Raw genomic sequence first — 24,429 nt, 5'->3', positions numbered from 1 at the left:
ATTGAATTATAATTCTAAATTAGTCCTAATAACAAGCATCTCCAAAGTTTTAAGCTTAGCTTAACAAAGGAATATTGCTGAAACTTTTGTGATTCAATTCTTCTGCTTCGTAGTGATTTTCGCCTGCGCACTCAGGGTTTTGTGGACGGGACATTTATCTGCAATCTCCATAAGCCTTTTAATTTTTGATTCATCGAGATCTCCCTTCAGAGTTATTTCGCGATCAAAATGATCGATTTTAGCCTTATCATTTTCACAATTTTCACAATCTTCGGCATGCTTTTTAGAGTATGATACATGAGTTTCCACGTTATCTACTTTCCATTCCTTTCTCCTGGCATACATCTGTATCGTCATGGAAGTGCACGCAGCAAGCCCGCCGGAGACCAGTTCGTAAGGATTAGGCCCTAAGTCACTACCCCCAACTTTCACCGGTTCATCTGCTACCAGGTGATGATTGCCAGCTATAATCTGGGTGGTATAACCTTCTGCACCCAAATTCGCCATCACCTCATGATCGGTTTCAAGTTCCGGTACTTCAGGAATAGTGATATATCTGGAAACCCAGGCCGCAATCACCAGCCCGGCATATTCAGAATCTTTTTTTTCACTTAGCATATGATCTGCTCCGTCCAGTGAGATAAAGCTCTTTGGATGCCACGCAGCCTTATAAAGGGTTTCGGCATGATCTACAGAGACAATCTCATCCTGTGGAGAATGCATTATTAATAAAGGTTTTCTAATTTTTTTCAATGCTTCAGCATCTTCATTTTTCTTAAGGTCTTCAATAAAGTGCTTCTTGATACGAAAACTTCTGCCGCCTATTTTAATCCTGGCAGACCCATCTTTCTCTATATCTTCCAGGCTGGATTGAAAATGCTTTTTTAGATGACTTAGATTTGACGGAGCATTTATGGAAACGATAGCTTGTACGGATTCAATCTGGCTCGCGGCGAATAATATTGCGGCACCACCCAGAGAATGGCCAATAAGGATCGAGGGTGATTTATATTCTTTTCCGAGAAAATTGGCAGCTGCGATTAGATCTTCCACATTACCAGAGAAGCTGCTGTCCTCAAATTCGCCTTCACTTTCCCCAAGTCCAGTGAAATCAAATCTCAAAACTCCAAATCCATTGGAAGCGAGGTTTTTACTTATGTTGGTTGGGGCGTGAAAATTCTTGTTGCAGGTGAAGCAATGGGCAAACAATATGAAATTTTCCGGTTGCCTGTTTGAAGGTAATTCTAAAATTCCTTTCAACTGAGTGCCTTCGGAATTTTCAAAACTTACATCAATCTTTTTCATAATTTAATTTTATCCGGGAAAGGGGTTTACCCTAATAAAGATTAAAAAAAGCCACCTTAACGGCAGCTTTTTTTTAATAAACTATTCTTAAAGTTCTTTAATCCTGATGTTCCTGAACCAGACCTTATCGTCATGATCCTGCAGCGCTATATGACCTTCCCGGCTGGCACCAAAATCTTTCCAGTCTTTAAATTTCGATTTAGCCACCATTTTATCCCATCTTTCACCGTGTACAGGAAATTCAACAATTCGTACTCCGTTTAATTCCACCCAGCCTATATTGGCCTGATGGTCTATATGAATAATTTCCTTATTCCATTCTCCAGCTGGTTTGCTGGCATCTACTTTTGGAGCAACCATATCATATAAAGCACCTGCTGTGCGATTTAGGCCATTTTGAGCATCAGGATGGTTTTGATTATCGAGAATTTGTATTTCCGGACCTGTGTAATAAGGCTCATCATATTTCTCCATTTCCTGAACAGCCCATAAAATACCACTATTTCCTGCTTCAGAAATTTTCCACTCTATTTCAAGTTCAAAATTTTCAAACTTATCCTTTGTCATTAAATACTCTTTGATCCTTTGTCCACCAGTTGCCGGAGTAAATACGATCGCTTCATTTTCCACCCGCCACTGGCCCGAAATAGAATCCCGGTTATAAACCTGCCAGGAATCCAGATTCTTCCCATTGAAAAGCACCTGCCAGTCGTCCTGTTCTTCAGTTTTCATATTTTCCGATTTTACCTGGATCTTTTCTTCAGATGATTTTGGGTCATTTTTGCAGGCGGTGATTAATAAAATTGCCATGACAGGCAGATAAATAGTTTTCATTTTTGAATTGGATTAGATTCCTAAGATCTTTTTTAGTTTGTTTTCATCAATTTCAGAACCGGCAAAATCATCAAATCTTTTTTGGGTTGCTTCTATGATATTATTCTGAATGAATACAGCACCTTCCTTAGCTCCCTGTTCGGGAGATTTAATGCAACATTCCCACTCAAGTACTGCCCAGACATCACAGCCATATTCAGTAAGTTTTGAAAAGACGGTTTTAAAATCTACCTGGCCATCGCCCGGATGCCTGTATCTGCCGGCACGGTCTCTCCAATCTCCATATCCTCCAAACATTCCTTTCTTACCTGTTGGATTAAATTCAGCATCTTTCACATGGAACATTTTGATATAATCATGATAATGGTCTATATATTTTATATAATCGAGTTGTTGAAGTACAAAATGACTGGGATCATACAGAATATTTACCCTTTTATGGTGATTTGTGGCTTCAAGGAATCGTTCAAAGGTCACACCGTCGTGAAGATCTTCCCCCGGATGGATCTCGTAGCAAACGTCTACACCCTGAGCATCAAATTCGTTAAGTATAGGCATCCATCTTTTTGCAAGCTCTGCAAAACCCATTTCAACAAGTCCATCTGGTCTCTGGGGCCATGGGTGGGCTGTATGCCAGAGAAAAGATCCACTAAAAGTACCATGAACATCCAGACCTAGATTTCTACTGGCCCTGGCTGCAAATTTTAACTGCTTTATGGCCCAATCTGTTCTTTTCTTGGGATTGTTCTTATATTCTTCGGGAGCAAAATTATCGAACATAAGATCATAAGCAGGATGTACAGCAACCAGCTGTCCCTGCAGATGAGAACTTAGTTCTGTTATCTCCAGCCCGTATGAAGCTACTTTGCCTTTCAACTCTTCACAATAAGTTTTACTTTCAGCAGCTTTTTCCAGATCGATTAATCTGGTTTCCCAGGTAGGGATCTGTATGCCTTTGTAGCCAAGATTTGCAGCCCATTTACATAAGCCATCAAGTGAATTAAATGGTTCTTTATCATCCATGAACTGCGCCAGAAAAACTGCGGGTCCTTTGATCGTTTTCATTTTTTAAAATTTTGAATTAATCCTGCATTTTGATCCAGATATTGCCCTGTTTGTGAGAAGAAACGGTTTTTTCGATAAAACTCATTCCCCTTAATCCATCACCTAACGTTGGATAAGCGCCGGTATATTTTACCTTGTCCTTAATTGCCATGGCCACCCCATAATAAATATTACCCATAGAATCAAATATCCCTTCCGGATGGCCCGGAGGTAATTTGGTTCCTTCTAAAGAAAAATCACTTAGAAATGCATGTCCAGGTTTTAGAACCTGCAATGCCTGATCTTCTTTTAACAGATAAAGGTAATTAGGGTTTTCCTGTTCCCACTTCAAACCGCCTTTATCGCCATAGATCTGAACTGTGAAATTATTTTCTTCTCCCGTAGCGATCTGGCTTGCCCTGAGTACTCCTTTGACGTTTTCTCCAAATCGCAATAAGACAGTGCCATCAATATCCATTGGATTATCCTCGTAAAGGTAATTAAGATCTGCCAGAATTTTTTCCACCTTCATTCCACTAACATATTCTGCCATATTAAATGCATGGGTTCCTATATCCCCAATACAACAGCTAATCCCGGATTTTTCCGGATCAAGCCTCCAGGTGGCAGATCTTTTATCTTTATCATGAATTAAGGGATTAATCCAACCCTGGTAATACTGAACATCAATTTTTTGAATGCTGCCTATTTCACCATTTGCAATCATCGATTTCATTTGCCTGATCATAGGATATCCCGTATAGGTATAGGTAACCGCAAAAATTGAATTCGATTCTGCCTGAATTTCATTTAAAATCCTTGCTTCCTGCAAAGTGGTGGTTAATGGTTTTTCGCAAATAACGTGAAAGCCATTTTCCAGTAATTGCTTGGCCATAGGGTAATGAAGGAAATTCGGAGTAAGAATAGAAACCGCCTGTATTCTCTTATCTTCGGGTAGTTCCTTTTCCTGCCGAATCATTTCCTCGAGATTCTTATAAACCCTGGACCTGTCCAGGCCGAGTCTTTCACCAAAATTTAGACTCTTATCATGATCTACATTAAAAACCCCACCAGTAATCTCGAACTGCTCGAACATATTTGCGGCAACCCGATGTAAAATACCAATTAACGAATCATTACCTCCTCCTAAAATTCCCAGCCTGATCTTAGCCATAACTTATTTCAATTTTATAATTCTATATCTTTCTTATCGATCTTCTCATTTTTAAAAAATAAGATAAAAAGCAGCATAACGATAAATGCGAAAGCAGCCGGGTATATCCAGATGGTTTCCCAATCATGCATTTTTTCACCTGTAACATATGCATTGGTAATAATTCCAGCTACATAGAATCCTATTAGCATTCCCACGCCATAAGTAGCCAGGGTTATAAGACCTTGCGCAGAGCTTTTATATTTTGAGCCTGCTTTGAAATCTGTATAGATCTGTCCTGAAACAAAGAAAAAATCGTAGCATATGCCATGCAGGGCTATACCGGTTATAAGCATGAAGATTAATTCACCGGAATTTCCATAGGCAAAGAGTACATACCTTAAGGTCCAGGCCAGCATTCCTGCAATAATGGTAAGTTTAAAACCGAATCTTTTAAAGAAAAAGGGGAGAAGAAGCATAAATAATACTTCAGATACCTGACCAATGGTCATAAGACCGGTTGGATTCTGAACTCCAATTTCAGATAAAAATGGATTAGTGTTCTGGTAATAAAAAGCCAAAGGAATACAAATAAGTACCGAAGCCAGGAAAAACATTAAAAAATTCCTGTCTTTCAGAAGGCTTAGGGCATCCAGTCCTAAAGTTTCAACGATACTTACTTTTTTTGATCTGTCTACCGTGGGAGGTGTTTTGGGCAAAGTAAAGCTAAAAACGCCCAGAAAGGCCGAAGCTATACTAACCATCAGGAATGTATATTTCAACATTCCTTCCTGTCTTGCCTCGGGAGCATCCCAGTAAAAAAGATAGCTAATTACCAAACCGGCCACGATCCAGCCAATAGTTCCGAAAACTCTTATATAGGAAAACTCCCTGGCCGGATCTTTCATTTGATTAAAGGAAACAGAATTAACCAATGCCAGCGTGGGCATATATGCGATCATATATCCCAGGACCAGGGGATAGAAGCCTGTAAAATCTGTGCTATTGTACATAAGGTATAATAACACTGCTCCTATTAAATGCAGGAAACCAAGTATCCTTTCCGCATTAAAAAAGCGATCTGCTATAAGCCCGATAATAAAAGGGGCAATAATTGCTCCCCAGGACTGGGTGGAAAAAGCGGTTGAGATCTGTACGTCTGTAGCATTAAGGTTATATCCTAAAAAAGTACCAAGGGTAACAAACCAACCTCCCCAAATAAAGAATTCCAGAAACATCATTAGGGAGAGTTGAAATCTTACAAGTTTGTTCATAGTAGTTGGGTTGTAATTATTTTATACAGATTATTTTAACTGGTATTTTTTTATTAAAGCACCAAGAAACATCAGAAACAGTACATCTGGTTACTGGCAGAATGAATAAATACATCTGAATTGTTAATCATTGATAGTAATTAATAGAACAAGATTATAGCTAATTAAAAATTCAAAAAAAGTTCAAATTTAAATGTAGTCTTTTTTTTAAAGATGTAAAATTATGCCTATATATTTATATATTTGATAGGTTTCCACCATAAGAATCACCGAAATAATTAATAATTGTGAGTATATACTACGAAAATGATAAATACGATGCTATAGTTGTAGGCACCGGTATTAGTGGTGGCTGGGCTGCCAAGGAACTTTGTGAAAAGGGGCTTAAAACCCTGGTCCTGGAGAGAGGAAGGATGGTAGAGCATGTGAAGGATTACCCTACCATGAACGATGATCCCTGGGACTATAAGTATAAAGGACAGTTACCCAGAGAAGAGCTTAACCGTCAGCATAAACAGGCACGCACTGGTTATACTATCACAGAACCCAGTAAGCACTGGTTTGTGGATGATATTAAACATCCATATAACGAGATCAAAAGGTTTGACTGGATGCGGGGATATCATGTTGGAGGAAGATCTATCATGTGGGGAAGACATAGTTACAGATGGAGCGATCTTGATTTTGAAGCAAATAAAAACGATGGTATCGCTGTAGATTGGCCTATTCGTTATAAAGATATAGCACCCTGGTATGATAAAGTGGAGTCTTTTGTTGGTATATCCGGTGAAAAACTAAACCTTCCTCAGCTTCCTGACGGGCAGTTCCTTCCCCCGATGGAGTTGAACTGCGTGGAAGATCATTTAAGACAAAGTATTTATGAAAATTTTGATGGCCGCATCATGACTGCCGGCAGGGTAGCACATATTACCGGCGATAAGAAATTTGAAGGTAGGGGCAGTTGCCAGTTTAGAAACAGGTGCATACGAGGTTGTCCTTACGGCGCATACTTCAGTAGTAATTCTTCTACACTTCCAGCCGCCAGTAAAACCGGAAACATGGATCTCAGGCCTTATTCCATTGTATCTGAAGTTTTATATGATGCCGATAAGAAAAAAGCAATTGGAGTAAAGGTAGTTGATACAGAAACTATGGAGGTATACGAATATTATGCTGACGTGATTTTCCTTTGTGCATCTGCCATTGCTTCTACAAGTATTCTAATGCAATCCAGGTCTGATCGTTTTCCGGAAGGTCTGGGTAATGACAGTGGTGAATTAGGGCATAATATTATGGATCACCACTTCCAGGTTGGTGCTTATGGTAAATATGAGGGTTTTGAAGATTCGTATTATAAAGGAAGAAAACCCAATGGAATATACTTACCTCGTTTCCGGAACTTAGGAGAAAAAGATAGTGCCTTTATAAGAGGATATGGATATCAGGGCGGAGCCAGCCGGGATAACTGGCAGGATGCCGTAGCCGAGATGGGTTATGGGAAGGAATTAAAGCAAAAGCTTACAGAGCCCGGAAGCTGGACCATGGGATTGACCGGATTTGGTGAAACACTACCATATCATGAAAATAAGATGATGCTGGATTATGATAAAAAGGATGAGTGGGGATTACCTACGGTCACTTTTGATGCAGAGTTTAAGGAGAACGAGCTTAAAATGAGGGAAGATATGAAAGACCAGGCAGTTCAAATGCTTGAAAAGGCTGGCTTCAAAGATGTGAGACCATATGATGATATTGGTGCACCCGGGCTTGGAATCCATGAAATGGGTACTGCAAGAATGGGCAGAGATCCAAAAACATCTGTGTTGAATTCTTTTAACCAGGTTCATGCGGTGCCCAATGTATATGTCACCGATGGCGCATGCATGACTTCTGCATCCTGTGTAAACCCTTCTTTGACCTATATGGCTCTTACGGCAAGAGCTGTGGATCATGCGGTTAAAAATTTTAAAAAGACAATAGCTTAATTCTTTATTTATGAATAGAAGACAGGCATTACGAAATATTGGACTGGGAGCAGGAGCGATCATTGTTGGGCCCGGCACCCTTAGTTTATTACATAGTTGTAAGAGCGAACCAGAGTATGACTGGCAACCCGTTTTTTTAAGTGCGGCCCAGGGTTACACCCTAAAAAATGTACTGGAAATTATTATACCGAAAACAGACACCCCGGGAGCTTCAGATCTGAACATAGCTCAGTTTATTGATTCTTATATGGATGAGGTAGCAGATGAGCAAAGAAGAAAAAGGTTTACTGAAGCAGCCAATGCATTTTCCAGTGCCTTTGAAACTGAATATGAAAAAGCACAGGAAGAAGGTGTTAAGCAGGAATTCGAGGAAATTACCAGGAAATATTTAAAAGCGAGCCCGGCAGAACAGGAGCAATATGTGACACGACTCACAGAAACACAGGATGCACAGAAACAACAAACTGAAATGGGTATCGATGCAGATGCGGGAGCTTATGCCTACCTTACCACGGTGAGGGAGCTAGGGATCTGGGCCTGGAAAAACAGCGAGGAAATCGGTGAAAATGTAATGTGGTATGATCCTATTCCAGGGATATATATTGCCTGCGGGCCCAATGACGAATTAGGAAATGGTAAGGCCATGTCTTTATAACCGAAGATAAAAAATAAATAAAATCCGGTAGTATTAAATTTTTACGGAATGACCATTTTCAGTTTCCGTGGTATAATTTTAATATCTATTTCAGTTCTTTTTCCAATATATTCACCGTCTATCTGGAAAGCTACAGGTTTTTTACTATAGACCTTAGCTTTTTTCGATTGAATTATTTCAACAAAATCCGGATCCAGGTCGCTTTCATTTCTTAGGGTTTTGATTATATCCGTGATGCTTAATTTCTTAAAGATAAGGATCTCAAACTTTCCATCATTCGGTACCCCTTTGGGGTTTACATTAGCGCCGGTCCCATATTTATTCGCATTTGCTATACCTAATAAAATCGCCCTGGCTTCCAGCCTTCGAGACTCTGTTTCTATGGTGAATTCAAAAGGGAATTCACTTTGAATAAGCGTGGGTATAGAATTGAGGAGGTAACCAAATTTTCCCCGGATAGAAGATTGGTCGTAGTTTTTGATTAATTCAGCATTAATCCCAAGATCACTAAGGTGAAGGCATATGCTATCATCCAGGCAGATCAAATCCAAATCTATTGTATTTGAGCCTAGTGAGATCATTATCTGTTCATCCAAATCTTCAGGAATATTGAAATTAACCGCCAGTCCATTCGCCGAGCCGGCAGGAATAATACCCATAGCGATATTAAAATCCTTGATCGCATTAGCAACCAGATTTATAGTGCCATCTCCACCTGCGACCAGAACACGGTCTATTTTATGATCTTTGATCCGGGACAAAATATTTTCCTTATCATTCTCACCGGTAGTAGAATATAAATGAAAATTTGCCTGCACATTTTCAATATGCTTTCTAACCCGTGAAATGATTTTAACCTTTTCTGTGTCTCCGGAAATTGGATTTACAACCAATAAAACTTCCTTAAAATTCATACGGTTATGTTTACAAAACGCTTAAAATTAATTATTTTGGAACAAAGCAATTTTAAAAAAAGGCCAATATTTTGAAATTAGATCTTAAGTTATACCGGGGATATGCGAATGACGAGGAACTGGTTGTTTTTGGTCATTTATTCGAGTCCTGGGCCCCTGATAAATACAGTATTGAGAAAAAAGGTATAAAGCACGCCTACGCCATTTTGCACAAATTCCGAATCAAACCTTTAAAGAACTATGAAGTAAAATTAAGATTCAGGGACCTGGAAGTCACCACGAAAACCATGGATGATGGATATTTTAGATTTACCATCCCCTATAACGAAGATCTTGAACCGGGCTGGCATAGATATGAGGTGATTTGCAAAATGCATGATTTCGGAATCATAGAAACCGGTGAGTTATTAAAACCTTATAAAAGCAGGTTCGGGATCATTTCTGATATTGATGATACTTTTCTAATCTCTCATAGTAATAGTTTTTTTAAAAAACTATATGTGATGCTTTCAAAAAACCTTAATAAACGCAAAGTTTTTAATGACGTGGTAAGGCACTATAAAAGATTAAGTATCGCCGGCCAGGATAATAAGAAGAAAGCCTCGAATTCCTTTTTCTACGTCTCCAGCAGCGAATGGAATCTGTATGATTTTATCGAGGAGTTTGCTGCCTTACACGATCTGCCTAAGGCGGTAATTAAATTGAAAGATATTAAGACAGGTCTTAGTGATTTTATAAAATCGGGTAGGGGAGATCATGATCATAAATTTATCAAGATAAAGGATATCATTTCCTTTTACCCCAAACTTAAATATGTATTACTGGGTGATGATTCCCAGCATGATGCTTATCTCTACGAAAAGATCTGCAAAAGTTTCCCGTTAAATATTAGGGCGGTTTATATCAGGCAGACCAGCAGCAAACAAAAAGATAAGATCAATAAGGTTTTAGAAAATATCGAAAGCATGGGAGTAAGTGTTTGTTATTTCAGGAATAGTGAAAAAGCTATACAACATTCTGAAAGAATTGACATAATATAAAAAAAGCCCTGCAACGAAGCAGGGCTTTAATTTTCTGGAAGAGGAAATCAATTCCCCAAATCAAAAGTATTAACCTCCTTAAATACCGGTAGATCTATGCTTTCCATCCTGTTTCGGTAAGTAGACCAGTTTTCAGCGAAAAACTTGTTAGTTTTAACCAGGGCTTCTTCCAGATCATTCCGGGCGTGTTTGATCAACGTGTTCTCGGTTTCTGTAAGTCCACTTTGCCTGCTGCTTACATAACTTTGTGCCTGCCCAATCCTTTCAACGACGGTGAGTTCCCTGTTTCTTACTATACCCTGTCTTTCATCTTTTTTTCCTAAATACAATGCGATTAGCCCTTCTATTTCTTCGATCACATTTTTACTTTCCTTAATTTCAACCTTAAATTCTTTTTCTCCATTCTTCTGAGCGCTTAACTCATCTAAATAGTCTTTGGCTATATTCTTACTTTCAACTAATTGTTTAACCGCCAGTGAAGCAGTACTGGTCATATTTTCAAGCTCTTTAAGGCTGGAATAGACTTCCTCGATATTAGCGGGAGAAACTTCCAGCCTAGGATCTGATTCTACCTTGATGGTCCCTTCAGAAGTCTGATCTCCATAATTTAAGACCAGTTTATAAGTTCCGGGTTTTACATCAACTCCTGAAGGTTCACTTTTTGGCTCCTTTATCTCTCTGGATGGCCACGAAACTCCCTTTTCTTTTAACCTCCAGGTTAAAGTATAAATTCCGGTAGTATCTGGTGCCTTTTCTTTTAAGGTCCTGATAAGCCGTTCTCCATCGTATATATTAAGCACCAGTGAATCCCATTTTACTTCAGATACCTCAGCTGAGTCTGATTCAGATCCTTCTTTTTCTTTCGATTTTTTAGAACTTTCATCTTTTGACTTTTCCGGTACCTGAACGTAATAGGTGATCCTTCCACCACCGGCGCGATTTTCACCATGGTAAGTGGCATCTGCTCCAAACCTGCTTCCGGTAGGTTGCTGGTAGGCGGAATGATATGCCACCGGTGGCTCAAAAAGGGCAACTTTACTTTCAAGTAAATCAGGATTTTTTGCGATGGCTCTAAATGGTTTAATATCATCCAGTATCCAGGCAGACCTGCCAAAAGTTCCAAGCACCAGGTCATTTTCGCGCGGATGGATAACCATATCTTTTACTGAAACCGTCGGAAACCCATTGGTATATTTTTGCCAGTCATTCCCGGCATTGAAGGAAATATATAGACCATCATCTGTACCCAGAAACATAAGATTCCTTTCTTCATGATCTTCGACAATACTTAAGGCATAACTTTCTGTATCGTTCTTTTCAACGATACGGGTCCAGCTTTTACCATAATTCCTGGTTCTATAGGCATAAGGTTCATAATTATACCTTCTGTAATCATTAGCTACAAGTAGCGCTTCTCCTTTGTTCTTATTTGAAGCTTTTATCTGAACTATCCAGCTGCCTTCGGGCAGTTCGGGTAAATTGGCAGATACATCTTTCCAGTTTTTACCCCCATCTGTCGTATAATGAACCTTTCCATCATCGGTACCAACCCATAACATATCTTTTTCCAAGGGTGAAGGCTCAATTACCAGTATGGTGGTATAATTCTCGGCGCCGGTAGCGTCTATAGTAAGCCCGCCACTATCTTCCTGCTTTTGTTTTTCAGGATCATTTGTAGTAAGGTCTGGAGAGATCACTTTCCAGGTTAGTCCCTTATCATTGCTTTTATGAACAAACTGACTTCCAAAATAAAGGGTGTTATTATCAAACGGATCAATGTTTATTGCTGAATTCCAGTTAAATCTTAATTCTACTTCTGGATCTGGATGGGTAGGTTTAACTGTATAATTATTTCCGGTGAGGTGATCATAACGACTCACATACCCCTGCTGGCTCATGCTCCAGCCATAGCGGCTGTCATCTTTATCTGGAACCACATCAAAGCCGTCACCAAAAGAGATCTCCTGCCAGTATGAATTTCTTATTCCCTGAGATTTCCATACATATGCCGGTCCTCTCCAGCTTCCGTTATCCTGCATACCCCCGTAAACATTATAAGGATATTCATTGTCTACCGCTATATGATAAAACTGGGCGACAGGCAGGTTAGTCACGAATCTCCAGGTTTTACCACCATCGCGGGTAATATTTAAACCTCCATCGTTCCCATCCATCATAAAGCTTCCGTCTTCAGGGTGGATCCACCATGAATGATGGTCTGGATGAACTCCATTATCTACCCCATATGCGGGCATAAGGGACTCAAAACTTTTGCCTCCATCTTCTGAAACATTTACATAGGTAAAAACAGAATAAAGCCTGTTTGCATTCTGTGGATCCACAAATATATCGCTGTAATAAAATGGCCTGTTCCCAATCTCATCTTTATCGTTGATCATTTTCCAGGAAAAGCCTCCGTCCTGTGATTTATAGAGGGCATTTTTTTCTGATTCTATGAGGGCATAAATTATATTGGAGTCGCTTGGTGCGATACCCAGACCTATACGTCCAAGTTCGCCATCTGGCAAACCATCTACTGAAGTTTTTTCTTCCCAGGTTTCGCCGCCATCATGGGTGATGAATAATCCTGAACCTTTTCCACCAGAACGAAAGAACCATGGGTCTCTTTTGTGCTCCCATAAAGCAGCAATGAGTTTATTAGGATTATTAGGATCCATGACCAGATCTGCTGCTCCGGTTAATTTGTTGGCATATAATATTTTTTCCCAGCTTTTACCACCATTGGTTGTTTTATAGACGCCGCGCTCTTCATGTGCACCCCATGGTGATCCAATAGCAGCCGCATAAACTATATCTGGATTAGAAGGGTGGATGATCACACGGTGAATATGACGGGTCTCTTCCAGTCCCATACTGGTCCAGGTTCTGCCCGCGTCAAGAGATTTATAAATCCCATAACCACCATTTAGACTATTGCGAGGGTTTCCTTCTCCTGTCCCCACCCACACAACTGAAGGGTTGGATTGCTGAATTGCCACGGCTCCAATAGAAGCGGTTACCTGGTCTGTAAATACCGGTGCCCACTTTACCCCGCCACTGGTAGATTTCCATAAACCTCCTGAGGCAGTTCCGGCATACATAATATCAGGATTGCTGGTTACTACATCTATAGAAGTTACGCGCCCGCTCATTCCGGCAGGTCCTATATTTCTTGGAGTTTTACTTTTAAATAATGATGGGTTTACAGTTTGTCCCTGTATAAGGGAGGTAAACATAAAAATGGTAAGGAGGAAATAAATTTTTCTCATATAGGTGAGCATAATAGGTTAAAAGAAAGTCGAAGATACAATTTTCAACCAAAAACAACTCTACTCACTTTAAACGCAAAAATGGAAAACATAAATTGTTTTCCATTGCTAAATACTTATTTCTGAAATTTGAATTTCGTCCTTATTCGTGTTTCCACTCACTATCTTCATCAAGCGTTTTTTCAGGCCTTAAATTGCCAGATCTACTTGCGGTAGGCGGTTGATTAATTCCCAGGGCATTGTCCTCTGCTGTTATATCCTCATGAGTGTAAGCAGATCTTGTTCTTTCAACTTCTTCAGGATCATGTTTATCTGGATCCTGATCCTGGTTGGATTTATAAGAACTTAGTACTTGTTGTTCATATTCTTTGCTGATTGTGGTGCCAGATTTATAGCGTTTTGTTTCAGCGAAGGTTTCATAATTAATAGTCTGGGTGACTACATGTTTGTTCTCAGTGTTTATATCTATTAAATTAATAGGAATGATAATATGATTTTCACCTTCTTTATTAATAAACTCACTGAATTCTGTATGTTGGGATTGGGCGTAAGGATCGTGTTTCATGTTTATTATACTCTTTTCTACTTCCACATCAATATACACGACTTTACCTGATTCCATATTCACCAAAAAATCGTCGACCTTTCCAATTATACGATTGTCCAGGTCTTTTACTTTCCACCCGCGAATATCGGGGTCTTTGCGATTTACCTTATAATCCTTTAATTCTGACAGGTAATATAAATACTTATCCCCGGTGCTCATATTTCAAGATTTAAATGTTGATAGAAGAAATTCCAGTTGAATTTGATGCAGAAGTCTGAGAAGTGGTTTCCTTATAATCTATATTTTCTATTTCATCGTTTTCTTCCGTACTCATGCTTCCGTAGAAATATAGAAATACCAGTATTGCCAGGATGATGATGAGGAATAACCAGGGCCAGACAGGCTTCTTCTTTTCAATTCTAATATCGGCCATGACGTTATTTTTTAGTCTATCTAATGTAAAGAGGCTATCTCCTAATTTTATTTAAAATTGGTGTAAAGTATTGTTAAATAGAATTTTACGAGTAATAGGCCAGGGGTTAAAATGAAAAAAGCCGGATATTGAAAATCCGGCTGTTAGATCTATGCTAATAAAAATTATTCCAAAAGCTTAAGCAATCTTTCCCAAGCTTCATTATGGGCCTTTCTATTTGCCGGCAGCGCATCTTCCATATGTCCGCTTCTCATGAATGCATGACCAGCATCCTCATAAATTACATATTCAAATTTTTTCCTGGCAGCTTCCATCAATTCTTCAGTTTCTTCTAAAGTAGAATTAACACGATTGTCGTTCCCTCCATAATAGCCATACACAGGTGCGCTGATCTTCGAAATCAATTCCGGCCCTGTGGGCGCAGTTCCATAGAACACATGAGCTGAGGTGATATCTGGATTACTTGTTGCATACCGGAAAGTTTGGGATCCTCCCCAGCAAAATCCAACTACCGCAACCTTACCGGTAGAAGCCGGATCCTTGCTTATATATTCATAAGCAGCGTTTAAGTCTGCGGTTACCTGATCTTTGTCAAGATCATAGATCGCAGAGCGAGCGGCATCAGAATTATCAAAATCTGTAGTCCGCCTTTTCCCTTCTACCGTATTAGAGATAAGGTCTGGAGCGATCACTAAAAATCCTTTTTCTGCCAGTTTATCTGCAAATAAGCGAGCCCAGTCATTAAGCCCACGGTTTTCATGAATAACGATTACAGGTTTTGCCTTTTCAGAAGTTTCAGGGTAGGCCACAAAAGCATCAAACTCCCGGTCGTCATGTGATAAGGTAACCCATTCGTGGTGCCGTGATGAATGTGATAGTTCAGCTGAATCTGAGGTGGTCACACCAGTATCTGAAGAATTTTCCCCTGAGGATCTTTCAGAATTTTTACAGGAAATACCACTCACAAGGCTTAAAGCCAGAAGAAAATTTATACTTAATCGTTTCATATAATCATTATTAATTATCAAAAAGTTCCGTTTGGGAAAACCACCAGGCTTTCATGCCCGTTTTTACCCACCGCTGCTACTCCAAACAGGAAGTTGTCTATGACAATTCCCTCCAACGTAAATTCTGTAACATTTCCAACAAACCTTGAATGCTGCCATTGCGGTGCCGTGGTATCTCTCCAGTATATTTTATAGCCGGCTATATCACCTTTAACCGGCTCCCATCTTAGTTTAGTGCTTGGCTCAACTATTCCCCCGATCTCTACTTTAGAAGGGGCGGGAGGGGCCCAGGCAAGACTGGCCAGGTTGATCGCATTGACCGCAGTAAGTTTTTTAGCATACTCAAAATTCACTCCTTCTACCACATCTCCATAATTTATCCCGTTCTCGGTGCGAATATCCTGATGCTGCCTGTTATAATTTTCATGAGCTTCCATGATCCTGACCCCGGCAAAACCTAGGTCATTAAAAGGCCTGTGGTGACCGCCACGTCCAAATCTATCAAGACGGTAGATCATCATTGGATTCATTTCTGGCATATGGGTTTTAACGTTATTATGAATGTAACGGGCCAGTTGCCTGGAAATTCCATCTACTTCGCCACCATAGAATCTTCTCATTCTTCTTTCCCGTTCAGTCTCATTCGGCGGAACAGGTTCAGAAAAAATTCTAAAACTTCGGTTATCTATTACTCCATCCACACCTTCAATATTACCTATCATATCATTGTTAAGGATGCCAATAACATCCCAGTTATTCTTTTTAGCAAATTCAGCCAGACCTTTGCCACCAAAAAGACCTTGTTCTTCACCAGATAAGCCCACATAAATAATACTGCTGTCAAACTCATATTGAGAAAGGACCCTCGCTGCTTCCATGGTTCCGGCCATTCCACTGGCGTTATCATTTGCACCGGGAGCATCTGTGGTAAAATCCATCGTATTGCTGGCTCTGGAATCTATATCACCACTCATAATGACATAGCGATTGGGATATTTAGCACCTTTCTGTATAGCTACAACGTTTACGACCCAGGCTTCTTTAGGTATACGATCTCCGTCTTCTGGAGTAACATAATCTTTCTGATAGAAAACCTCCAGGCAATCGTCACATTTAGAAGAGATATTTTCGAATTCAGATTTGATCCATCTCCTGGCAGCACCTATTCCCCTGGTATCAGAAACTGTATCGCTAAAGGTGTTCCTGGTGCCAAAACCGGCTAGTTTTCTTATATCATACTCTATACTATCTGCAGAGATATCGTCAATAATTTCATATAATCTCTTATCTGTATCCTGCGCGTTAGTCGATAGGCTAACTCCAAATATGGAGATCATGGCAAGTAAAAATCTGGGGGATAATTTTATCATTTTTCAATCAATTTTTTTCTAAAATACAGAAGTTTGAGAATAAAAAAAAACAAAGCCCCGTGGTGATACCACAGGGCTTTGCATTATTCAATTACTCTATTAATTAACTGGCTCTCATTTCGTGCATTTCAGCTTTAGCCTGATTAATTTTTTCTTTGGATTTAGAATCAGATAAGTTTGCCTTTGTTCTGGCTTTAAGAGCTTCTACTTTATGATTAATAGAATCTGTAAAGTCATGGATACTTCTGTTTGCTCCCTTGATATACTCATCTCCTTTTTCGGTGATCGCCTTACGCGTATCTCTTCCTTTTTTAGGGGCAAATAAAAGACCTAATACTGCACCTGCAGCCACTCCTGATACTAATCCTGCTAATAAATTTCCTGATTTCATTGAATTTGGTTTTAAATTGGTTCGATTTAAATTCATAGGATAAAATTAATCAGAATTCAGCATGAAGCCATAGTAGATGCGTTAATGTATAATTAAACTTTCAGTGAAATTGCCAAAGAATTTAACAAGAAAATCGGCCTATAAATTATCCCGGAATTTTTCCAGCAATGTTCTCACTTTAGGCGTGCCTTCAACATAGTATCTGGCAGAAGTTTTTTTGATTCCTACCTTAACCGTATGCGAAGTTTCCGGCAGCTCCCGGAACATATATTCATCTGTCCAGTCATCGCCAATAGCAAATATAAAATCGTAGTTATTACCTATAAGTTTTTTGGTGGATGCCTTACCCTTATTTACGTCACTGCTTTTGATCTCCAGCACTTTGTTTCCTTCAAGGACACTAAGCCCACGGTTGGAAATTAATTCTTTTAATACATTGCTAAGTTCATTGGCTCTTATTTCGCCTAATTCAGGATCTGCTTTACGGTAATGCCAGGCAAGGGAATAATTTTTTTCCTCAATGAATGTTCCCGGGGTTCTGTCTACGAAATTTTCGATAACCGGCCTTACCGCATCCATCCATTCACTTTTCACATTTTCAGACAATTCCCATTCGCCATCTATCTGTCTCATCCAAACTCCATGTTCCGAGATAAGTTCAACGGGAACATCTTTCCACCAACTGCCTAAAGTATTTTTATCTCTACCGCTAATCAGGATGACATCGGTATTTTCCCTGGAATTAAGCGTCCTGATAAGATTTTTTAATTCATCATCTGGTCTAGCATTCTCAGGTTTATCGACGAAATTTACCAATGTACCGTCATAGTCTATAAATAGTATCCTTTTTTTGGCATTTCTAAACTGAGTCATGATCTCCTCAGAGATCTCTGGAGTGATACGAATAGATTTAAAGGAATCCCTGTTTTCCTTGGTAGCCCTGAGCGATTTCATAAAGTCATTCGCCCATTTTTCCACGCTGTACCTTCTTAATCTTTTCTGAAGCATTTTATTTCGCTCAATCTGCTCTTCCTCGGGCATTTCAAAAGCGGTTTTCAAGGCCTGGGAAATCTGTTCAAAATTATTTGGGTTAATAATCAGCGCTTCATTCATTTCATGGGCTGCCCCGGCCATTTCACTTAAAATAAGTACACCGGTATGATTGGTTCTGGTAGCAATGTATTCTTTGGCCACTAAATTCATCCCGTCGCGAATTGGCGTTAGAAGGGCTATATCACAGGTGGTATAGAGATCAATCAGGTTGTTAAAGGGTAGGGATCTATAAAAATACCAGATAGGTGTCCAGCTTACCGTAGAAAATTTTCCATTGATCCTTCCCACCAGTTCATCGATCTCTCTTTTTAGTCTCCGGTACTGGGGAACATTAGATCGTGAAGGAACGGCCAGCATAACCAGTCTTACCTTTTCAATAAATTCCGGGTTCTTATCCAGAAAATATTCATAGGCCCTTATTCGGTGTGCAATACCTTTGGTATAATCCAGCCGGTCTATGCTCAGGATCATTTTAGCATCTGGGGTAGCTTCCAGGTGATGGTCCAGTCTTCTTTGAAGTTCAGATTGGTCTGCGCTGGTACTTTCAAAATGATCTAAAGCAGCCTGCTCAAATTTCTTGTAATCTATTCCCATAGGGAAAGAATCCACCTTTACGATCCTGTCTGGAAGGGTAATTTCATTAAAATCTACCTGGTGTCTTAGAATTCTACTTACAGAACTTAAAAAATGACGTTCGTAATCATAGGTATGGAAACCAATAAGATCTGCCCCCAGCACACCTTGAAGAACTTCATCTCTCCAGGGCAATGTCCTGAAAACTTCGTAGGATGGGAAAGGAATATGATTAAAAAACCCGATCACTGCCTCCGGTTTCTGTTCCCTGATCATATTGGGAACCAATAATAATTGATAATCATGCACCCAAATCACATCGCCATCTTCATAATGCTGAAGTACTTCATCGGCATATTTTTGATTTACTTCTTTATAGGTTTTCCAGTGTTCATCATCAGACTCTGTATATTCCATGAAATAGTGAAATAATGGCCAGATGGTCCTGTTGCTGAAACCATAATAAAAGCCGTCTATTTCTGCTGAATTCAAATGAACGGCGACACAATTTTCTTCCCGGGCCTTTTTCTGAACCTCCTCTTTCAAATGTTCCGGAATTTCTTCTTCAGTTAAGCCGGGCCATCCTATCCAAACACTATCTCCGTCCTTATGAAATGATTTTAAACCTGTTGCCAGGCCTCCAACACTTGGAGTGACCTCAAGGGTATCATTTTCTATTGAAATTTGCAGGGGTAACCGGTTGGATAGAATGATCGTTTTACTCATAATTATATGTAAATGCTGTTGTGACGCGTTTGAAATTTATTAAATTTCCGAAAATCATTTTAGACCACCATTCATTTATAAGATATTTAAGATATATGGATAACCTTGACTACGGAATTATAAGTAATTGTAAAAGTGCGGCACTAATTTCCAAAACTGGCTCGCTGGATTGGTGTTGTATGCCTCATTTTGATTCCTCGGCGATGTTTGCGAAAATACTTGATGAGAAAATAGGAGGGAGCTTTGAGATTCTGGTAGGGGACGATTATAAAATCACGCAGGAATACTTATGGGAAACAAATATTCTAAGTACGATTTTCGACAATGGTACAGATTCCTTTCAGCTAATAGATTTTATGCCGCGCTATCCGCGTGAAGATGGATCATATTATGCTCCGCCAGATGTAATTCGCTTTTTCAGGTTGACCGGAGGAACTCCCAGATTTAAGATCAAATATGATCCTAAACTGGATTTTGCGAGGGAGAAGACATATAGTGAACTAAAGGGTGATTATATCAAGAGCTTTACCAAAGAAGGAAAATATGATTCGGCCTATTTATATTCGAGCTTCGACCTGCAGGATATCATGGATATGAAGGAAATCAGCCTGACGGGAAATGCCTATTGCCTCTTAGGTTATCATGAAAAACTGGTGGAACAGAGTCTTGACAGGTCTTACCTGAAATTCCAGAGAACTAAAGTTTACTGGATGAACTGGAGTGATAATACGACCCGATATACCAAATACGGGAACGAGATCATGCGGAGCGCACTGGTGTTGAAGGCTCTTAGTTATAAAAAATCTGGAGCTGTGCTCGCTGCGGCCACGACCTCTTTGCCAGAAACTATAGGGGAGGAGCGCAATTGGGATTACAGGTTTTGCTGGATAAGGGATGCCTCCATGGTGATCAAGGTAATGGCTGGACTGGGCCATATTAAATCTGCTAAAGATTTTCTGAGATTCATCCTGAACATCATTCCGCATAAGGATGAAAAGATCCAGATCATGTATGGCATCAATGGTGAAAAAGAGTTGACCGAACATATCCTGAGCCATTTAAGCGGTTACAAGAATTCTAAACCGGTTAGAACAGGTAATGCCGCATATATACAAAAGCAGAATGATATATATGGAATTTTGATGGAAGTGATCTACCAGCAATTCCTGATGTTCGAAACTTCCCTGGAAAATTCTGAGGCTCTATGGACAGTAGTTCGGGGGATCGTGATGATCGTGGAAGAGAATTGGAAGAAACCAGATAAAGGAATCTGGGAATTAAGAACTGAAGATCGACATTTTGTGTTTTCAAAACTTCTATGTTGGGTGGCTATAGACCGCGCCATAAAAATAGGTGAAGTACTTCGCATGGGTGTGAATGATTCTAAATGGATAGCTTTAAGAGATGAAATTTACCAGGATATTTATGATAATGGATGGAATGAAGAAAAACAGGCTTATACCCAATATTACGGATCTTCAGATCTCGATGCTTCTACTTTACTAATGGAATCCTATGGATTTATTGAAGCAGATGACCCCAGATTTATTAGCACGGTACAGGCTACAGAAAATGAACTTTGTGAAGATGGTTTAATGTATCGTTACAGGAATAATGATGATTTTGGAAAACCAACGTCATCTTTTACCATTTGTACCTTCTGGTTAATAGATAGTTTATACAAGATAGGAGAAAAGAAAAAAGCCAAGGAATTATTTGACCAGTTACTATCCTATAGTAACCATCTTGGACTATTCAGCGAGGATATTGATTTTAAGACTAAACGATTACTTGGGAATTTTCCACAGGCGTATTCTCATTTAGCGCTAATAGAAACCGCGGCTAATTTCAGCAAAGGAATAGCAGATACCGGAATGGTCTTCAGAGACTAATCTTTCTTATCATTTTTAATGGATATCCGGGCTTTTGGCAAAGAGTCCGGATAATTTTTTTGTATGAAATCCAGCAGTTTTTCTCTCAGGAAAACCCTTAAATCCCACGCGGTTGGTGAATCTTTTGCACTTACTAAAACTCTTAATTCTACTGTTTTTTCAGTAGTATTTGTAACCTGTAAAACATCTACTTTTCCATCCCAGAGACCTGTTGAATTAAGTAATCTGGTTTGTTCCTTTCTTACCACATCTACAGGCAGATCATAATCAACGAACAGATATACCGTTCCCAGGATATCGGCCGAGTTCCTTGTCCAGTTCTGAAAGGTCTTTTCTATGAAATAGGTAGTGGGAACCACAAGTCTTCTTTTGTCCCAAACCCTTACCACAACGTAGGTTAGATTGATTTCCTCTATCCAGCCCCATTCTCCCTCTACAATTACCACATCATCCACTCGTATGGGCTGGGTAATGGCAATTTGAATTCCTGCCAGTAAGGTCGCGATGGCTTTTTGGGCAGCAAGACCTATGATAATACCCGCGATTCCGGCAGAAGTCAATACACTAACACCAATCGATCTAATACTATCGAAACTCATCAGGGCTATACCCATAGCCAGGATCACGATAATGAAGATGATAATATTTTCCAGGATCATATACTGTGTATAAACCTTCCTGGCTTTCAGGTTATTTTCACTGCCTACATCATATTTTTTTAGCATTTGTTTTTTAAGGACCTTGAAAGTTAAAATCAGGAACCAGGCAATACTACCAATCAGGCCAATTTTACTAATATGTCCCACGATGGTTTTTGTTGCTTCGAACATGAAGATATCTGCTATAATGGCAACTCGTGCAAGTAAACTCGCCAGAAAGATTAAAAGCGGTAACCTGATCTTTTGCGCAAAATTTACAGGAAGTAAATTCCTGGGATTTTTGCCTATTTTCTTTAAAACATAAAAGGCGATCGAGAAGGTAAGTATAAGGATGATGATCCCACCAATAAGGTATGTTATTGTATTTCTTTCCAATTCAGGCATATAGTTGCTTTTATACCCAAGTTAAATTTTATGATTTATTCAGATGGTTATACTAACATATTTTAACCTATAAGGTTTTCGCACATCATTCAGGGTTTTTCTTATTCTCCAGTTCCACCCGTTCTTTGGTGAGATAGAATCCATCTTCTAGCTCAGCAATATAAGCCACGATCTTTTCCCGAAGTTCACAATGCAGATCCCATGAAGTAAGGAAGTCTTTTCCGCCGGCCAGGCAACGGAGTTTTAATGCTTTACTATCCATTTCGGTTACCTGTACTGAAGGTGTTTTCTCTTCGTCGCCATCCCATTTATCTGAATTCCTTACGAGTTCATTAAATTTCGCCCTCACTTTAGATACATCGATGCGATGATCTGCATACACTTCCACCACACCAATGGTTTGTGAATTGGTCATGGAAAGGTTTTCGAAACTTTCAGAAATAACAGTCTTTAAGGGAATTACGATCCTTCTGAGATCCCAGGTTTTTACCACCATATAGGTGAACCGAAGATCTTCTACAAAACCAAATTTGTCATTAATAATTACAGAATCTCCAATTCTTACTGGTTTGGTAAGTGCTATCTGGATGCCCGCGATAATATTCCCCAGGGTGCTTTGAGCAGCAATAGCGACTATAACCGTAGCAATCCCCGCCGAAGCCATCAACGAAATACCAAGTTTTTCCAGTGAAGGAAACTGAGAGAATATAATAGATGCCCCTACGATAAAAACAATAAAAATAAATATTCTTCTTCCTACAGATACATAGGTGAGCATACGTTTGGATTCTACATTTTCCTCCTTACTGGTATCTCCAATCTTATGGACGGCAAAAAAGTCCATGATATAATCGATCACCCGCATTACCAGCCAGGTAAAAACAATAATGAGTATTACCAGTAATATCGCATAGAAGCCTCTTGCCAGCGGACCGGAAAAAGTGATGAGATTATTGATCAGGATATAAAAGGCAAGAACTCCTACTGCGCCACCTGCTGGTGAGGCTAGACGGCTGGCTATATTTTTTATCCAGTAACGATCGGTATTCGAAAAGGCCTTTTTTATTAAAAAAGATATTAGTTTGGCTGTGAGTAAGGAAATCAAAATGAAAATAAGAGTGCCAAGTAATTTCCATACAGGGATATCGAAAAGTTCAAAATTCAGCCAGCCGGGTATCATTTCGTCAAGTTTCCGAGGACCGTAAATAGCGTATAGTTGCTCGATATTTTCTACCGTTTGGGAAGAAATAAGCCAGACCGGGCTTTTGTCTTTATATTTTACCCGTTGCAATCTAAATACAGCATCCCTTCCTTCAAAATCGACCTTACCAAAATCTATGCTTCTTCTGGGTTTACCCGCCACCGCTTTAGTGATTGCGGTACTTATGTCTATTTGACCATCGGGCCTGTCTGAAAGATCATCCCAGGAAATTGCGACCCGTTGATTTAATATAAAATTTAGTTTTTCAGCAAGAATAGCAGCTTCTTTAATACTAATGTCATCTGGAAAAAGGTTATAATTCAGAGCATAAGCGGCAGCTTCAAAATCATTATTTCTTGCGTTAACGATAAAATGCTCCAGGGTCGCCTGCGGAGTCTGTAGGTTATACTTTTCTGGTGGGAATCCAATGCCTTGATTCCAGCGGCCGGTTTGATAATATGCCGCGTTATAATCCTGTAGTTCCGGTCTTTTAAATTCTGTTGTGTCCCTTAGAATTAAATCCTTCGAAGGAAGTTCTTCCCCTAAGTTCCCAGACCTGGTTGAATCGATGTTTTCTTGAAACCCGAAAGTTTGACACCAACAAGTTAAGAGAAGGATGATCAATGATTTTTTGAACTGAAGCTGTTGCATTGCCTGGCAGGTTGATTAGATATCTTTTGAAGATACCGATTTTTAAAAAAAATTAAAAAAGCAGCTTGT

Annotated in this window: 19 protein-coding genes; 4 read left to right on the top strand and 15 right to left on the bottom strand. The window is 39.5% G+C overall.

Annotated features, from left to right (window positions below; all coding sequences use genetic code 11):
- Positions 1-93: 93 nt before the first annotated feature.
- From FGM01_RS02140 to FGM01_RS02120, 5 genes are all read right to left on the bottom strand, one after another.
- Positions 94-1,305: a bifunctional alpha/beta hydrolase/OsmC family protein gene (locus FGM01_RS02140; protein ID WP_143409475.1), complete on the bottom strand. Its 1,212-nt coding sequence runs from the start codon at positions 1,303-1,305 to the stop codon at positions 94-96.
- Positions 1,306-1,392: 87 nt separating this feature from the next.
- Entirely contained in the window at positions 1,393-2,139 is a 747-nt protein-coding gene (locus FGM01_RS02135) for a 3-keto-disaccharide hydrolase (protein ID WP_143409474.1), read from the bottom strand.
- A 12-nt stretch (positions 2,140-2,151) separates the two neighbouring features.
- The gene (locus FGM01_RS02130) at positions 2,152-3,204 is read right to left on the bottom strand and encodes a sugar phosphate isomerase/epimerase family protein (RefSeq protein WP_143409473.1); all 1,053 of its coding nucleotides are present in this window, start codon (positions 3,202-3,204) and stop codon (positions 2,152-2,154) included.
- A 16-nt stretch (positions 3,205-3,220) separates the two neighbouring features.
- Complete coding sequence (locus FGM01_RS02125) at positions 3,221-4,357, bottom strand: Gfo/Idh/MocA family protein (protein ID WP_143409472.1); 1,137 nt, start codon at positions 4,355-4,357, stop codon at positions 3,221-3,223.
- 14 nt (positions 4,358-4,371) lie between these two features.
- Positions 4,372-5,610, bottom strand: coding sequence for a nucleoside permease (locus FGM01_RS02120; protein ID WP_143409471.1), 1,239 nt, complete (start codon positions 5,608-5,610; stop codon positions 4,372-4,374).
- A 284-nt stretch (positions 5,611-5,894) separates the two neighbouring features.
- Between FGM01_RS02120 and FGM01_RS02115 the strand changes: the two genes are divergently transcribed.
- A complete protein-coding gene (locus FGM01_RS02115; protein WP_208012710.1) occupies positions 5,895-7,595 on the top strand; it encodes a GMC oxidoreductase in 1,701 nt (566 codons plus the stop codon).
- Between the two features lie 10 nt (positions 7,596-7,605).
- A complete protein-coding gene (locus FGM01_RS02110) occupies positions 7,606-8,250 on the top strand; it encodes a gluconate 2-dehydrogenase subunit 3 family protein (RefSeq protein ID WP_143409469.1) in 645 nt (214 codons plus the stop codon).
- 41 nt (positions 8,251-8,291) lie between these two features.
- Here the strand turns inward: FGM01_RS02110 and FGM01_RS02105 are convergent, their stop codons facing one another.
- Positions 8,292-9,164: a diacylglycerol/lipid kinase family protein gene (locus FGM01_RS02105; RefSeq protein ID WP_143409468.1), complete on the bottom strand. Its 873-nt coding sequence runs from the start codon at positions 9,162-9,164 to the stop codon at positions 8,292-8,294.
- Between the two features lie 71 nt (positions 9,165-9,235).
- On the opposite strand from FGM01_RS02105, the gene FGM01_RS02100 reads away from it, so the two are divergent.
- Positions 9,236-10,204 (top strand): App1 family protein, encoded by a 969-nt coding sequence (locus tag FGM01_RS02100; RefSeq protein ID WP_143409467.1) that lies wholly within the window; start codon positions 9,236-9,238, stop codon positions 10,202-10,204.
- Between the two features lie 47 nt (positions 10,205-10,251).
- On the opposite strand, the gene FGM01_RS02095 is transcribed toward FGM01_RS02100, so the two are convergent.
- From FGM01_RS02095 to FGM01_RS02065, 7 genes are all read right to left on the bottom strand, one after another.
- A complete protein-coding gene (locus FGM01_RS02095; RefSeq protein ID WP_143409466.1) occupies positions 10,252-13,473 on the bottom strand; it encodes a WD40/YVTN/BNR-like repeat-containing protein in 3,222 nt (1,073 codons plus the stop codon).
- Between the two features lie 142 nt (positions 13,474-13,615).
- Positions 13,616-14,239: a PRC-barrel domain-containing protein gene (locus FGM01_RS02090; protein WP_143409465.1), complete on the bottom strand. Its 624-nt coding sequence runs from the start codon at positions 14,237-14,239 to the stop codon at positions 13,616-13,618.
- 10 nt (positions 14,240-14,249) lie between these two features.
- A complete protein-coding gene (locus FGM01_RS02085; RefSeq protein WP_143409464.1) occupies positions 14,250-14,453 on the bottom strand; it encodes a hypothetical protein in 204 nt (67 codons plus the stop codon).
- 164 nt (positions 14,454-14,617) lie between these two features.
- Positions 14,618-15,460 carry a dienelactone hydrolase family protein gene (locus FGM01_RS02080; protein WP_143409463.1) on the bottom strand — a complete coding sequence of 281 codons (843 nt, stop codon included), beginning with the start codon at positions 15,458-15,460 and terminating at the stop codon, positions 14,618-14,620.
- Positions 15,461-15,477: 17 nt separating this feature from the next.
- The gene (locus FGM01_RS02075) at positions 15,478-16,797 is read right to left on the bottom strand and encodes a M28 family metallopeptidase (protein WP_243735771.1); all 1,320 of its coding nucleotides are present in this window, start codon (positions 16,795-16,797) and stop codon (positions 15,478-15,480) included.
- Between the two features lie 136 nt (positions 16,798-16,933).
- The gene (locus FGM01_RS02070; RefSeq protein ID WP_166435172.1) at positions 16,934-17,221 is read right to left on the bottom strand and encodes a YtxH domain-containing protein; all 288 of its coding nucleotides are present in this window, start codon (positions 17,219-17,221) and stop codon (positions 16,934-16,936) included.
- Positions 17,222-17,359: 138 nt separating this feature from the next.
- Entirely contained in the window at positions 17,360-19,573 is a 2,214-nt protein-coding gene (locus FGM01_RS02065) for a bifunctional alpha,alpha-trehalose-phosphate synthase (UDP-forming)/trehalose-phosphatase (protein ID WP_143409460.1), read from the bottom strand.
- A 95-nt stretch (positions 19,574-19,668) separates the two neighbouring features.
- On the opposite strand from FGM01_RS02065, the gene FGM01_RS02060 reads away from it, so the two are divergent.
- On the top strand, positions 19,669-21,465 hold the full coding sequence (locus FGM01_RS02060; RefSeq protein ID WP_143409459.1) for a glycoside hydrolase family 15 protein: 1,797 nt from the start codon (positions 19,669-19,671) through the stop codon (positions 21,463-21,465).
- Here FGM01_RS02060 and FGM01_RS02055 read toward each other — a convergent pair.
- Positions 21,462-22,508 carry a mechanosensitive ion channel family protein gene (locus FGM01_RS02055; protein ID WP_143409458.1) on the bottom strand — a complete coding sequence of 349 codons (1,047 nt, stop codon included), beginning with the start codon at positions 22,506-22,508 and terminating at the stop codon, positions 21,462-21,464. The genes FGM01_RS02060 and FGM01_RS02055 overlap by 4 nt on opposite strands.
- An 85-nt stretch (positions 22,509-22,593) precedes the next feature.
- Positions 22,594-24,360 carry a mechanosensitive ion channel family protein gene (locus tag FGM01_RS02050; protein WP_143409457.1) on the bottom strand — a complete coding sequence of 589 codons (1,767 nt, stop codon included), beginning with the start codon at positions 24,358-24,360 and terminating at the stop codon, positions 22,594-22,596.
- Positions 24,361-24,429 lie beyond the last annotated feature (69 nt).

The organism is Christiangramia sabulilitoris (assembly GCF_007050985.1).
Taxonomy (GTDB): domain Bacteria; phylum Bacteroidota; class Bacteroidia; order Flavobacteriales; family Flavobacteriaceae; genus Christiangramia; species Christiangramia sabulilitoris.
This window is presented reverse-complemented; position numbering and strand designations above follow the sequence as displayed.

Coding starts and splice junctions, on each gene's coding strand:
- FGM01_RS02055 (WP_143409458.1), bottom strand. CDS start 22,508: ATGCCTGAATTGGAAAGAAATACAATAACATACCTTATTGGTGGGATC.
- FGM01_RS02065 (WP_143409460.1), bottom strand. CDS start 19,573: ATGAGTAAAACGATCATTCTATCCAACCGGTTACCCCTGCAAATTTCA.
- FGM01_RS02095 (WP_143409466.1), bottom strand. CDS start 13,473: ATGAGAAAAATTTATTTCCTCCTTACCATTTTTATGTTTACCTCCCTT.
- FGM01_RS02080 (WP_143409463.1), bottom strand. CDS start 15,460: ATGAAACGATTAAGTATAAATTTTCTTCTGGCTTTAAGCCTTGTGAGT.
- FGM01_RS02120 (WP_143409471.1), bottom strand. CDS start 5,610: ATGAACAAACTTGTAAGATTTCAACTCTCCCTAATGATGTTTCTGGAA.
- FGM01_RS02140 (WP_143409475.1), bottom strand. CDS start 1,305: ATGAAAAAGATTGATGTAAGTTTTGAAAATTCCGAAGGCACTCAGTTG.
- FGM01_RS02135 (WP_143409474.1), bottom strand. CDS start 2,139: ATGAAAACTATTTATCTGCCTGTCATGGCAATTTTATTAATCACCGCC.
- FGM01_RS02075 (WP_243735771.1), bottom strand. CDS start 16,797: ATGATCTCCATATTTGGAGTTAGCCTATCGACTAACGCGCAGGATACA.
- FGM01_RS02125 (WP_143409472.1), bottom strand. CDS start 4,357: ATGGCTAAGATCAGGCTGGGAATTTTAGGAGGAGGTAATGATTCGTTA.
- FGM01_RS02090 (WP_143409465.1), bottom strand. CDS start 14,239: ATGAGCACCGGGGATAAGTATTTATATTACCTGTCAGAATTAAAGGAT.
- FGM01_RS02105 (WP_143409468.1), bottom strand. CDS start 9,164: ATGAATTTTAAGGAAGTTTTATTGGTTGTAAATCCAATTTCCGGAGAC.
- FGM01_RS02070 (WP_166435172.1), bottom strand. CDS start 17,221: ATGAAATCAGGAAATTTATTAGCAGGATTAGTATCAGGAGTGGCTGCA.
- FGM01_RS02085 (WP_143409464.1), bottom strand. CDS start 14,453: ATGGCCGATATTAGAATTGAAAAGAAGAAGCCTGTCTGGCCCTGGTTA.
- FGM01_RS02130 (WP_143409473.1), bottom strand. CDS start 3,204: ATGAAAACGATCAAAGGACCCGCAGTTTTTCTGGCGCAGTTCATGGAT.
- FGM01_RS02110 (WP_143409469.1), top strand. CDS start 7,606: ATGAATAGAAGACAGGCATTACGAAATATTGGACTGGGAGCAGGAGCG.
- FGM01_RS02050 (WP_143409457.1), bottom strand. CDS start 24,360: ATGCAACAGCTTCAGTTCAAAAAATCATTGATCATCCTTCTCTTAACT.
- FGM01_RS02060 (WP_143409459.1), top strand. CDS start 19,669: ATGGATAACCTTGACTACGGAATTATAAGTAATTGTAAAAGTGCGGCA.